Raw genomic sequence first — 12,310 nt, 5'->3', positions numbered from 1 at the left:
ACGGACAAGGACTGAGATGACCCGCGTGATCGCCGGCCGGGCCGGTGGACGCCGCCTCGCCGTACCGCCGGGCACCGGCACCCGCCCCACCTCCGACCGGGCGCGCGAGGGCCTCTTCTCCACCTGGGAGGCGCTGCTCGGCACGCTCGACGGCATCCGGATCGCCGATCTGTACGCGGGCTCCGGAGCCGTGGGCCTGGAGGCGCTCTCGCGCGGCGCGGTCCACGCCCTGCTGGTCGAGGCGGACGTCCGGGCCGCCCGCACCGTCCGCGACAACGTGGCCGCGCTCAAGCTGCCCGGCGCCGAAGTGCGCACCGGCAAAGCGGAGCAGATCGTGACGGGCCCGGCGCCCGCCGACCCGTACGACGTGATTTTCCTGGACCCGCCGTACGCCGTCACCGATGACGATCTTCGGGAGATCCTGCTCACACTCGGCCGCGGGGGCTGGCTCACGGAGGACTGTCTCGTCACCGTGGAGCGCAGCACCAGAGGCGGGGAATTCGGCTGGCCCGAAGGATTCGAAGCACTGCGGGCCCGTCGCTACGGCGAGGGCACGCTTTGGTACGGTCGCGCCGCCTCCACGTGCGAAAACGCACCGCGAGACACCCCATGACCGGACCGGAGAGCGAGGGACATCAGTTGCGCCGCGCCGTCTGTCCGGGGTCCTTTGACCCCATCACCAACGGACACCTCGACATCATCGCCCGTGCCTCCCGCCTGTACGACGTCGTACACGTAGCGGTGATGATCAATCAGTCGAAGCAGGGCCTGTTCACCATCGAGGAGCGGATCGAGATGATCCGCGAGGTGACGGCCGACTTCGGCAACGTGGAGGTCGAGTCCTTCCACGGCCTGCTCGTCGACTTCTGCAAGCAGCGGGACATCCCCGCGATCGTCAAGGGCCTCCGTGCCGTCAGCGACTTCGACTACGAGCTGCAGATGGCCCAGATGAACAACGGGCTCTCGGGCGTCGAGACCCTGTTCGTGCCCACCAATCCGACGTACAGCTTCCTGTCGTCCTCGTTGGTCAAGGAGGTCGCGACCTGGGGCGGAGACGTCTCCCACCTGCTGCCGGCCACCGTCCACGAGGCCCTGGTCGCCCGGCTCGCCGAGAAGTGAGCCACAGGGCCGGCCACTGACGGTCCGTCACCCGGTGTCGGGCGGGCGCCGACTGGCCTTACAGTCGTCCCGTCCGTCTCCAATCCGTTAGAAGAGTGGCGATCACCGGTGGACGTGCAGAAGAAGCTCGACGAGATCGTCGAGGTGGTCGGCAGCGCCCGGTCCATGCCCATGTCGGCCTCGTGCGTGGTCAACCGCGCCGACCTCCTGGCGATGCTGGAAGAGGTGCGCCAGGCCCTGCCCGGTTCGCTCGCCCAGGCCCAGGAGCTGATCGGCGGCCGGGAGCAGATGGTCGAGCAGGCCCGCCAGGAGGCCGAGCGGATCATCGAGTCCGCGCACGCCCAGCGCGGCACGCTGATCTCCGACACCGCCGTCGCCCGCCAGTCCCAGGACGAGGCGGACCGCATCCTCGGCGAGGCCCGCCGGGACGCCGAGGAGATCCGCGCCGAGGCCGACGACTACGTCGACTCCAAGCTCGCCAACTTCGAGGTCGTCCTCACCAAGACCATCGGCTCGGTCGACCGGGGCCGCGAAAAGCTGCTCGGCCGCGGCCCGGGCCTCGACGACCAGGGCCGCACGGACGAGGACGCCCCCGAGTACAGCTCGGACCCGGGCACCCTGATCCACCGGGCCGACGAGTACGTCGACGCCAAGCTGGGCGCCTTCGAGGCGGTGCTCGCCAAGACCCTCGAAGCGGTCGGCCGCGGCCGCCAGAAGCTGCACGGCCGGACCGCCTCCGACGACCTCGCCGACCACATGGCCGCCCAGGACGCGGCGGCCGACCTGCACCAGCACACCAGCGACGCCGACTACCTGGCCGGCCTCGCGGAGCTCGCCGAGCCCGAGCCGGCCGCCGCCCACGCCGCCGCCGAGCCGCACATCCCGGCCCAGCAGCAGCCCCAGGCGTACGACCCGTACGGCTACCAGCAGCCGCAGCAGGATCCGTACGCCTATCAGCAGCAGCACCAGCCCCAGCAGCAGGATCAGTACGGACAGTACGGGTACGCCCAGCAGGACCCCTACGCCTACGACCCGAACCAGCAGCAGTACGCCGCTCCCGACGCCGGGCAGTACGGGGTGCCGCCGCAGCCCCAGCACCAGCCGCAGCAGGCCGGGCTCGACGAGACCAGCCTCTTCGACACCAGCATGATCAACTTGGATCAGCTGCGCGCCTACGAGCAGGGCCACGGGCAGAACCGCCAGTAGCCCGGCGCTGCCGTACGCCGCCCGAACGTGGGGGGACCGGGCCGGATTGGGCCTATCGCGGCCGGTCCAGTATCCTGGCTCTTCGGTCGCGCGTACGTCCGCGATCCACGCTGCCCGATTCGCTCTGCGAAGCCGGTGGCAGCCACTCCACGACCTCGAAAGCAGGAAGAGCCCTGAGCACGCGCCTCGACCACCGCGATCCCCTCGTGTTCGACACACACGAGCTGGGACGGCGTCCCGGTGCGCTCCAGCGGCTCTCCCGCACCGTGGAGGCCCCGAAGGAACTCGGGATCCCCGAGGTCATCCACGTGCCCGAGGGCAGGCCCGTGGAAATCGAGCTCCGCCTGGAGTCGGTCATGGAAGGGGTGCTTGTCACAGGCACCGCCCGTGCATCGGCCGAGGGTGAGTGCGTAAGGTGTCTGGAGCCGCTTCAGCAGGACGTTGAAGTGGACTTCCAGGAAATGTTCTCGTACCCCGACACCGACGACCGGGGCCGCCGTAAGGCAGCCGCGGACGACGATGCCGAGGACGACGAGGACATGATTCCGCTTGAGGACGGCATGTTCGACCTCGAGCCTTTGCTGCGTGATGCGGTAGTGCTCGCACTGCCGATGCAGCCGGTGTGCCGGGAGGACTGCCCCGGGCTCTGTTCCGAATGCGGAGCGAGCCTGGCGGACGACCCGGACCACCACCATGACGCCGTCGACATTCGTTGGGCGGCATTGCAGGGACTCGCCGGGACCATCCAGGACGGCGAGAAGGACAACATGAGCGGCACTGCGTCTGACGTGCAGGATGCCGCCGAGAAGCAGGAGAAGTAGCCGTGGCTGTTCCGAAGCGGAAGATGTCGCGCAGCAACACGCGCCACCGCCGGTCGCAGTGGAAGGCTGCGGTCCCCACCCTGGTTGCGTGCGAGCGCTGCCATGAGCCGAAGCTCCAGCACATCGCGTGCCCGAGCTGCGGCACCTACAACAAGCGCCAGGTCCTCGAGGTCTGAGCGGCTGGTGAGAGGCCCGATGTCTGAGTCCAACGCCAAAAAGGCGGACAACAACACGGCCTCGTCCCACACGCTTCTGGAAGGGCGGCTCGGGTATCAGCTCGAGTCCGCCCTTCTGGTGCGTGCGCTCACCCACCGTTCGTACGCGTACGAGAACGGCGGTCTGCCGACCAATGAGCGGCTCGAGTTCCTCGGGGACTCGGTGCTCGGTCTGGTCGTCACCGACACGCTGTACCGCACCCACCCCGACCTCCCGGAAGGCCAACTGGCCAAGCTCCGGGCCGCGGTGGTCAACTCTCGTGCGCTCGCGGAGGTGGGCCGAGGGCTCGAACTGGGCTCCTTCATCCGGCTCGGCCGGGGTGAAGAGGGCACGGGCGGCCGGGACAAGGCATCCATCCTCGCCGACACCCTTGAAGCGGTGATCGGCGCTGTCTATCTCGACCAGGGTCTTGAGGCGGCGTCCGCGCTCGTCCACAAGCTGTTCGACCCCCTGATCGAGAAGTCCTCGAACCTCGGGGCCGGCCTGGACTGGAAGACCAGCCTCCAGGAGCTGACGGCGGCCGAAGGGCTCGGCGTTCCCGAGTACCTGGTCTCCGAAACCGGACCCGACCACGAGAAGACCTTTACTGCTGCCGCCCGCGTCGGTGGTGTCTCGTACGGCACCGGCACCGGCCGCAGCAAGAAGGAAGCGGAGCAGCAGGCCGCGGAGTCGGCATGGCGGGCCATTCGCGCCGCCGCCGACGAGCGGGCCAAGGCAGCGGCGGAAGCTCCCGTCGCCGCCCCGGCCGATGGCGGGTCGCCGACCCCCGCCGCCGGCGCATCGGCCTGACCAGCCTTCTTCCTTCGAGCCCCCGCCCAGCGCACTCCGGTGCGGGGCGGGGGTTTCCGCTTGTCCCGGTAAAGGCCCCGTCCCTATTTCCGGGCCCGCTGCGAGGGCCCCTCGGGCACGCGGTAATCTGCGCGCATGCCTGAGCTGCCTGAAGTCGAAGTGGTCCGGCGCGGACTTGAGCGCTGGGTGGCCGGGCGCACCGTCGCGGACGTGGAGGTGCTGCATCCGCGCGCCGTACGCCGCCACCTCGCCGGGGGCGACGACTTCGCGGCGCGGCTCAAGGGACACCGGATCGGCGTCGCCCGGCGGCGCGGCAAGTACCTCTGGCTGCCGCTCGCGGACGCGGACGCCTCGGTGCTCGGGCACCTCGGCATGAGCGGACAGCTGCTCGTGCAGCCGCAGGACACCCCGGACGAGAAGCATCTGCGGATCCGGGTCAGGTTCCAGGACGAGGCCGGCACCGAGCTGCGCTTCGTCGACCAGCGGACCTTCGGCGGGCTCTCGCTGCACGACAACACTCCCGACGGGCTGCCCGACGTCATCGCGCACATCGCCCGGGACCCGCTGGACCCCGCGTTCGACGACGAGGCCTTCTTCGCGGCGCTGCGACTGCGGCGCACCACGGTCAAACGAGCACTGCTCGATCAATCGCTCATCAGCGGCGTCGGCAACATCTACGCCGACGAGGCGCTCTGGCGCGCCCGGCTGCACTACGACCGCCCGACCGCGACCCTGAACCGCCCCCAGGCGGCCGAACTCCTGGGCCACGCACGGGAAGTGATGAACGAGGCACTCGCCGTCGGCGGCACCAGCTTCGACAGCCTCTACGTCAACGTGAACGGCGAGTCCGGGTACTTCGAGCGCTCGCTCGACGCGTACGGCCGCGAGGGCGAGCCGTGCAGGCGCTGCGGCACGGCGATGCGCAGGCGCGCCTGGATGAACCGGTCCAGCTACTTCTGCCCGAAGTGTCAAAGGGCCCCGCGCGCCACGTCGTAGCTCTGCTGCGCCTCAAGAACCGTCGGCATCCGGTCCTCCACGAAGTGGATGAGCGAGAGCAGCCGTTCGGTCACATCGCGGCCCAGCGGGGTCAGTTCGTAGTCGACCCGCGGCGGGTTCGTCGGCTGCGCCTCGCGGTGTACGAGGCCGTCGCGCTCCAGTGAGTGCAGCGTCTGGGAGAGCATCTTCTCGCTCACGCCGTCGACCCGGCGCCGCAGCTCGTTGAAGCGCAGGGTCCCCTCGTACAGCGCGCCCAGCGTCAGGCTGCCCCAGCGCCCCGTGACGTCCTCCAGCGTGCGCCGGGACGGGCAGGCCTTGGAGAACACGTTGAACGGCAGGTCGGCGTCGGCGGTGAGCTCGGCGGTACAGGAGGTCTCGTCCATAGCACCACCATAGTGCCATGCAGCGCAGACCGATGGGTTGCGCTAACAAAAAGTTAGTGCTTACCTATGTGCAGCGCCGCAGCGGACAGCCGCCGCGACGCCGCACGCCGGCCGTCGCGCCTGCCCCGCCGCCCTTTCCCGTTCCTGAGGAGATTCCCGCCGTGACCACTCCTGTTGTCTCGATCGCCTACCACTCCGGCTACGGCCACACCGCCGTCCTCGCCGAGGCCGTCCGCGACGGCGCCGCCGGGGCCGGGGCCACCGTCCACTTCATCAAGGTCGACGCCATCACCGAGGCCGACTGGGAGCTCCTCGACGCCTCCGACGCCATCGTCTTCGGCTCGCCCACCTACATGGGCACCGCGTCGGGCACCTTCCACCAGTTCGCCGAGGCCACCTCGAAGCGCTGGTTCACCGACGCCTGGCTGGACAAGCTCGCCGCCGGCTTCACCAACTCCGGCTCCAAGAGCGGCGACAAGGGCCATACCCTGCAGTACCTCCAGACGCTGGCCGCCCAGCACGGCATGCACTGGGTGAACCTCGGCCTGAAGCCCGGCTGGAATTCCACCGCGGGCTCCGAGCACGACCTCAACCGGCTCGGCTTCTTCTCCGGCGCGGGCGCCCAGACCAACTCCGACGAGGGCCCCGAGGCCGTCCACAAGGCCGACATAGCCACCGCCGAACACCTGGGCCGCCGCATCACCGAGACCACCCGCGTCTTCATCGCGGGCAAGGCGGCCGTCAGCGCCTGATCACTTGCTCCCGGTGGATCGGCGCGCGATCCAATTCCTCACTTCGGGATCCGAATGTGCGCATAGGAAAGGGCCCCCGCCGTTCGCAACGGAGGGGGCCCTTGCCTGCGCGTATGAGTAATTGGCGCACATCGGATTACGTATGAGCGATTGTCCGTACGTGATGCGCGTTCGGGTGAATGGCCAAACGCCAATGATCAAACACTCATGATCAAAAGCCGAAGTCCTGGGTCCACCAAGGGCCGCCCGGGCCGAAGTGCACGCCGACGCCCAGGGACTTGTACTCGCAGTTCAGGATGTTCGCGCGGTGGCCCGGGCTGTTCATCCAGGCGTCCATCACGGCCTTGGCATCCGCCTGGCCGCGGGCGATGTTCTCGCCGCCGAGGCCCTGGACGCCCGCCTTCGCGGCCCGGTCCCACGGAGTCCTGCCGTCCGGGTCGGTGTGGTCGAAGAAGCCACGGGCGGCCATGTCGTCGCTGAAGGCGGTGGCGAGCGAGGCCAGCGCCGGGCTCGCCGACACGGGGCTGCAGCCGGCCTGAGCACGCTCCAGGTTGACCAGCGACATCACAGTGGCGGCGGCCGAGGCCTCGGCGGTCGGCACCTGGCCGCGCTGCGAGGGAACGAGCTTGGCCGGGGCGCTCGACGGGGACGCCGGCTTCGACGGGGCCGGGGCAGGGGCCGCGGACTTCTTCTCCGGCTTCTCCGACTTCTCGGGCGCGGACGCGGGCGCCGACGGCGTGGCCGAGGCGCTCGGGGAGGGGGCGGTCGACGGCGCGTGCGCGGCCTTGGCCGACTCGGAGGGCGTGGGCGCCGCGCTGCTCGGCTTCTCCGACTCGCCGCCCTGCGCCTGGACGTCCGGCGTCTGGCTCGCGTGAAGCCGGCCGCCGGCCATGGTGTCGCCGCTCACCTTGTACGTACCGCCGCCCGGCAGGAGGCCCGAGGCGACGGCCACGGCGCCCACGGCCACCGCGGCGGAGACGCCGAGCAGCCCGGTGCGCACGGGCACGATCGCCCGCTTCTTCCGGCGTGACCCGCCCTTGGGCCGGCCGTCCTGGCCCACCGCGGGATCTGCGGGCGCGGGTTCGGCGGCGGAGCGACGATGGCGTCCCATCTGCTGTGCCTTCCTCGATGCCGTGGGCAATGCCTGGTCGCATTGCCGCGGTGGCCGCGATCGGCCGTAAATGATCAAATGGGAACTAACCCATACGGGTGAGGCTCATTTCGTCGCGACTGTACGCCATGACGCATGGGGGCGAAGTGCTGCGTGAGCAATTGGCCGGTTAGCGTGCAGGTATGAACGAAGATGCGCACGGAGATGTTCGACTCACGGCCTGGGTGCGCGGGCGAGTGCAGCAAGTCGGCTTCCGCTGGTTCACCAGGGCAAATGCTCTGGAGATCGGCGGCCTCAGCGGGTTCGCCCTGAATCTGGACGACGGACGCGTCCAAGTCGTCGCCGAGGGGCCGCGTGAGAATTGCCACCGTTTGCTGGAGTGGCTTCGCTCCGACGACACGCCGGGCCGGGTCGACGGAGTTACGGAGATCTGGGACACAGCGCGGGGCGGCTACGACACCTTCGCCATCCGCTGAGCATCGTCACGCGACCGGGCGGCAGCCGGTCGCGGTGACACCCCGCGTCCGGCTCGCAACCACGCGCTGACCTCGAACGATCTGCCTGTTGCCATCTCGCGCCCGGCGTGCAAGGCTGCGAACAGTACGGATGATCTCCACGCCCCCAGGGCTCCGAGAAGAGGCAGCACCGCTCGTTCAGCGGTTGCGGGCCCCCGGATTGCCGGTGGATACGGGGCGTGATCGTGTTGACCGTCAAACTTTTTGGTGAGACTCTGGAAGCCCCGCGCACCTTAGCTGTTTGGCATGAAGAACCGCAGTCAAGTCCAAGCACCGCGGGTGCGATTCCCTCACGACCCACACCGCTTCGGTCGGTCACTCAGTGTGGAGGACCATCCATCATGGCAAAGGCGCTTCTCGGTTACGTCGGCGGTTCCGACCCGCGACTCCTCGCCGAGATGCGACGGCTCCAGCAGCGCGTCCAGGACCTTGAGTCCGAGCTCAACCGGATTCAGTCCGAGAACGACGTGCTGTCCGCTGCCGCCGCTTCGCACCGCGGAGATTCGCTGCTCGAAGGCATCGACATCGACGTCCCGCAGGCGGAGCCCGCACTCACCTGACCCCGGGGTGAGAAGAGGTTCCGTCCCTCTCGTCGAGATCGAGAGATCCGCAAGACCTGCAATGTATTGCAAGGGACGCTCCGGCGTCCCTTCTTTCTTTCTTCCGGCGCACGCGTGCCCGGTCCGCCTTTCCCTTACGGTCTGATGTGCCCTGCACCTTCCTGGGCGAAACCGAGAGTGAAAGGTAGAGTCCGGCGGCGTGCACCTCAAGGCCCTCACCCTGCGCGGATTCAAATCCTTCGCGTCCGCGACCACGCTGAAGTTCGAGCCGGGCATCACCTGTGTGGTGGGCCCCAACGGATCCGGCAAGTCCAATGTCGTGGACGCGCTGAGCTGGGTCATGGGCGAGCAGGGCGCCAAGTCGCTGCGCGGCGGGAAGATGGAGGACGTCATCTTCGCCGGGACGACCGGCCGCCCGCCGCTCGGCCGCGCGGAAGTCTCCCTCACCATCGACAATTCCGACGGCGCGCTGCCCATCGAATACGCCGAAGTCACCATCACGCGGATCATGTTCCGCAACGGCGGCAGCGAATACCAGATCAATGGCGACACCTGCCGGCTGCTCGACATCCAGGAACTGCTCTCCGACTCCGGCATCGGCCGCGAGATGCACGTCATCGTCGGGCAGGGCCAGCTCGACTCCGTCCTGCACGCCGACCCGATGGGGCGGCGCGCCTTCATCGAAGAGGCGGCGGGCGTCCTCAAGCACCGCAAGCGCAAGGAGAAGGCGCTGCGGAAGCTGGACGCGATGAAGGCCAACCTCGCCCGCGTCCAGGACCTCACCGATGAACTGCGGCGCCAGCTCAAGCCGCTCGGCCGCCAGGCCGCCGTCGCGCGCCGTGCCGCCGTCATCCAGGCCGACCTGCGCGACGCCCGCCTTCGCCTGCTCGCCGACGACCTCGTACGGATGCGGCAGGCGCTCAGCGCCGAGATCGCCGACGAGGCCGAGCTGCTGCGCCGCAAGGAGAGCGCGGAGGCCGACCTCAAGGCGGCGCTGGCTCGCGAGACCCAACTGGAGGACCAGGTGCGGCAGCTGTCGCCCCGGCTCCAGCGCGCCCAGCAGACCTGGTACGAGCTGTCCCAGCTGGCCGAGCGGGTGCGCGGCACCATCTCGCTGGCCGACGCCCGGGTCCAGAGCGCGAGCGCCCAGCCGCCCGAGGAGCGGCGCGGGCGTGACCCGGAGGACATGGAGCGTGAGGCAGCCCGGATCCGCGAACAGGAGGCCGAGCTGGAGGCCGCGCTCGAAGCGGCCGAACACGCCCTGGAGGACACCTCCGCCCACCGCGCCGACCTGGAGCGGGAACTCGCCGTCGAGGAACGTCGTTTGAAGGATGTGGCCCGGGCCATCGCCGACCGGCGCGAGGGCCTCGCGCGGCTGCACGGGCAGGTCAACGCGGCGCGGAGCAGGGCGGGTTCCGCGCAGGCCGAGATCGACCGGCTCGCCGCCGCGCGCGACGAGGCGGGGGAGCGGGCCGCGCTCGCGCAGGAGGAGTACGAGCAGCTCAAGGCCGAGGTGGACGGCCTCGAAGCGGACGACACCGAGCTCGCCGAGGCCCACGACGCGGCCAAGCGCGAGCTCGCCGGGGCCGAGGCGGCGCTCGGCGCCGCCCGCGAGGAGGCCACCGCCGCCGAGCGGAAACGTGCCGCCGTCTCCGCCCGGCACGACGCGCTCGCGCTGGGGCTGCGCCGCAAGGACGGCACGGGCGCGCTGCTCGGCGCCCGTGACGCGCTGACCGGACTGCTCGGCCCCGCCGCCGAACTGCTCACCGTGGCACCCGGGTACGAGGTGCCGGTCGCGGCCGCCCTGGGCACCGCCGCCGACGCGCTCGCGGTGAGCGGGCCCTCGGCGGCCGCCGAAGCCATTCGCATGCTGCGCAAGCAGGACGCCGGCCGCGCCGCCCTGCTCCTGAACGGCGCCCCGGAGGACGAGGAGGAGCGGTCGGCCCGCCGCGAAGGCCCGACCTACGCCGCCGACCTGGTCCGCGGGCCCGCCGAACTGATGCCCGCCGTGCGGCGCCTGCTGCGCGACGTCGTCGTGGTCGGCACCCTGGAGGACGCCGAGGACCTCGTCTACGCGCGGCCCGCGCTGACCGCCGTCACCGCCGAGGGAGACGTACTGGGCGCCCACTTCGCCCACGGCGGATCGGCCGGCGCGCCCAGCCTCCTGGAGGTCCGGGCCTCCGTCGACGAGGCCGCATCCGAGCTCGCCGACCTGGCCGTACGGTGCGAGGAGCTGGCCCGCGTGCAACAGCGGGCCGACGAGCGGCGCGGTGAACTCGCCCTGCACGTCGAGGACTTGGGGGAGCGGCGGCGGGCCGCGGAGAAGGAACGGTCCTCTGTGGCTCAGCAGCTCGGCCGGCTCGCCGGGCAGGCGCGCGGCGCGGCCGGCGAGGCCGAGCGGACCGCCGCCGCTGCCGCCCGCGCCCAGGAAGCCCTGGAGAAGGCCACCGAGGAAGCCGAGGAACTGGCCGAACGGCTCCTGGTCGCCCAGGAGATGCCGGTCGAGGAGGAGCCCGACACCTCGGTACGGGACCGGCTCGCGGCCGACGGCGCCAACGCCCGCCAGACCGAGATGGAGGCCCGCCTTCAGGCCCGTACCCACGAGGAGCGGGTCAAGGCGCTCGCCGGGCGGGCCGAGGGGCTCGACCGCGCGGCCCGGGCCGAACGCGAGGCGCGGGCCCGCGCCGAGCAGCGCCGCGCCCGGCTGCGCCACGAGGCGGCCGTCGCCGGGGCCGTGGCCCTTGGGGCCCGCACCCTGCTCGCCCACGTCGAGGTGTCGCTGGTGCGGGCCGAGCGGGAGCGGGCCGGGGCCGAGGCCGCCAAGGCCGAGCGCGAGCAGGAGCTGACCGGGGCCCGCGGGGCCGGCCGGGACCTCAAGGCGGAACTCGACAAACTCACGGATTCGGTTCACCGCGGCGAGGTACTCGGTGCCGAGAAGCGGCTGCGGATCGAGCAGCTGGAGACCAAGGCGCTGGAGGAGCTGGGGGTCGAGCCGGCCGGGCTCGTGGCGGAGTACGGCCCCGACCAGCTGGTGGTGGCCCCCTCGCCGCCCGCCGAGGGAGAGGAGCTGCCGGACACTGCATCAATCAGCGGCTCCGCCGCGGGCGAGCACCCGCGCAACCAGATGGTCCCCTACGTGCGCGCCGAGCAGGAGAAGCGGCTCCGGGCGGCCGAACGGGCGTATCAGCAGCTCGGAAAGGTCAACCCGCTCGCCCTGGAGGAATTCGCCGCCCTTGAGGAGCGCCACAAGTTCCTCTCCGAGCAGCTGGAGGACCTCAAGAAGACCCGGACCGACCTCCTTCAAGTCGTGAAGGAGGTGGACGAGCGGGTGGAGCAGGTCTTCACGGAGGCCTACCGCGACACGGCCAGGGAGTTCGAGGGCGTCTTCTCGCGGCTCTTCCCGGGCGGCGAGGGCCGGCTGATCCTGACCGACCCCGGCAACATGCTCGCCACCGGGGTCGACGTGGAGGCCCGGCCGCCGGGCAAGAAGGTCAAGCGGCTCTCGCTGCTCTCCGGCGGCGAGCGCTCGCTGACCGCCGTCGCGCTGCTCGTGTCCATCTTCAAGGCCAGGCCCAGCCCGTTCTACGTGATGGACGAGGTGGAGGCGGCCCTGGACGACACCAACCTCCAGCGGCTGATCCGGATCATGCAGGAGCTCCAGGAGTCCTCGCAGCTGATCGTGATCACGCACCAGAAACGGACCATGGAGGTCGCCGACGCGCTGTACGGCGTCTCGATGCAGGGCGACGGCGTGTCCAAGGTGATCAGCCAGCGGCTGCGCTGAGGCAGGCATCGCGTCGCCCCCCGATGATTCGGCCGATCCCTGGGCTGACCTCCACTTC

13 protein-coding genes are annotated in these 12,310 nt (G+C 70.5%); 11 read left to right on the top strand and 2 right to left on the bottom strand.

Features of this window, described 5'->3' with window-relative positions:
- Window positions 1-16 precede the first annotated feature (16 nt).
- The 7 genes from rsmD (at window position 17) to mutM (ending at window position 5,147) form a co-directional block, all read left to right on the top strand.
- Window positions 17-613: a 16S rRNA (guanine(966)-N(2))-methyltransferase RsmD gene (rsmD, locus tag OHA17_RS11705; RefSeq protein ID WP_406506416.1), complete on the top strand. Its 597-nt coding sequence runs from the start codon at window positions 17-19 to the stop codon at window positions 611-613.
- Between the two features lie 26 nt (window positions 614-639).
- Complete coding sequence (gene coaD / locus OHA17_RS11700) at window positions 640-1,119, top strand: pantetheine-phosphate adenylyltransferase (protein ID WP_053727907.1); 480 nt, start codon at window positions 640-642, stop codon at window positions 1,117-1,119.
- A gap of 108 nt (window positions 1,120-1,227) precedes the next feature.
- On the top strand, window positions 1,228-2,325 hold the full coding sequence (locus OHA17_RS11695) for an ATP synthase F0 subunit B (RefSeq protein ID WP_406506414.1): 1,098 nt from the start codon (window positions 1,228-1,230) through the stop codon (window positions 2,323-2,325).
- Window positions 2,326-2,498: 173 nt separating this feature from the next.
- Window positions 2,499-3,146, top strand: coding sequence for a DUF177 domain-containing protein (locus OHA17_RS11690; RefSeq protein WP_053727947.1), 648 nt, complete (start codon window positions 2,499-2,501; stop codon window positions 3,144-3,146).
- A gap of 2 nt (window positions 3,147-3,148) precedes the next feature.
- Window positions 3,149-3,322 carry a 50S ribosomal protein L32 gene (gene rpmF, locus OHA17_RS11685; RefSeq protein ID WP_007493396.1) on the top strand — a complete coding sequence of 58 codons (174 nt, stop codon included), beginning with the start codon at window positions 3,149-3,151 and terminating at the stop codon, window positions 3,320-3,322.
- 19 nt (window positions 3,323-3,341) lie between these two features.
- Complete coding sequence (gene rnc / locus OHA17_RS11680) at window positions 3,342-4,151, top strand: ribonuclease III (RefSeq protein ID WP_053727909.1); 810 nt, start codon at window positions 3,342-3,344, stop codon at window positions 4,149-4,151.
- A 135-nt stretch (window positions 4,152-4,286) separates the two neighbouring features.
- Window positions 4,287-5,147 carry a bifunctional DNA-formamidopyrimidine glycosylase/DNA-(apurinic or apyrimidinic site) lyase gene (gene mutM / locus OHA17_RS11675; protein ID WP_406506412.1) on the top strand — a complete coding sequence of 287 codons (861 nt, stop codon included), beginning with the start codon at window positions 4,287-4,289 and terminating at the stop codon, window positions 5,145-5,147.
- On the opposite strand, the gene OHA17_RS11670 is transcribed toward mutM, so the two are convergent.
- Entirely contained in the window at window positions 5,120-5,530 is a 411-nt protein-coding gene (locus tag OHA17_RS11670; protein ID WP_406506410.1) for a winged helix-turn-helix transcriptional regulator, read from the bottom strand. The two genes, mutM and OHA17_RS11670, sit on opposite strands and share 28 nt — an antisense overlap.
- Window positions 5,531-5,691: 161 nt before the next feature.
- Between OHA17_RS11670 and OHA17_RS11665 the strand changes: the two genes are divergently transcribed.
- A complete protein-coding gene (locus tag OHA17_RS11665; protein ID WP_406506408.1) occupies window positions 5,692-6,282 on the top strand; it encodes a flavodoxin family protein in 591 nt (196 codons plus the stop codon).
- Between the two features lie 211 nt (window positions 6,283-6,493).
- Here OHA17_RS11665 and OHA17_RS11660 read toward each other — a convergent pair whose 3' ends face one another.
- Window positions 6,494-7,393 carry a CAP domain-containing protein gene (locus OHA17_RS11660; protein ID WP_406506406.1) on the bottom strand — a complete coding sequence of 300 codons (900 nt, stop codon included), beginning with the start codon at window positions 7,391-7,393 and terminating at the stop codon, window positions 6,494-6,496.
- Between the two features lie 182 nt (window positions 7,394-7,575).
- Here OHA17_RS11660 and OHA17_RS11655 point away from each other — a divergent pair, with 182 nt between their 5' ends.
- The 3 genes from OHA17_RS11655 (at window position 7,576) to smc (ending at window position 12,252) form a co-directional block, all read left to right on the top strand.
- Entirely contained in the window at window positions 7,576-7,869 is a 294-nt protein-coding gene (locus tag OHA17_RS11655; RefSeq protein WP_078966592.1) for an acylphosphatase, read from the top strand.
- 380 nt (window positions 7,870-8,249) lie between these two features.
- Entirely contained in the window at window positions 8,250-8,468 is a 219-nt protein-coding gene (locus OHA17_RS11650; RefSeq protein WP_053727915.1) for a hypothetical protein, read from the top strand.
- Between the two features lie 199 nt (window positions 8,469-8,667).
- Window positions 8,668-12,252 (top strand): chromosome segregation protein SMC, encoded by a 3,585-nt coding sequence (gene smc, locus OHA17_RS11645; RefSeq protein ID WP_406506403.1) that lies wholly within the window; start codon window positions 8,668-8,670, stop codon window positions 12,250-12,252.
- Window positions 12,253-12,310: the final 58 nt, after the last annotated feature.

It is taken from the genome of Streptomyces sp. NBC_00212, from assembly GCF_045206365.1.
GTDB lineage: Bacteria > Actinomycetota > Actinomycetes > Streptomycetales > Streptomycetaceae > Streptomyces.
This window is presented reverse-complemented; position numbering and strand designations above follow the sequence as displayed.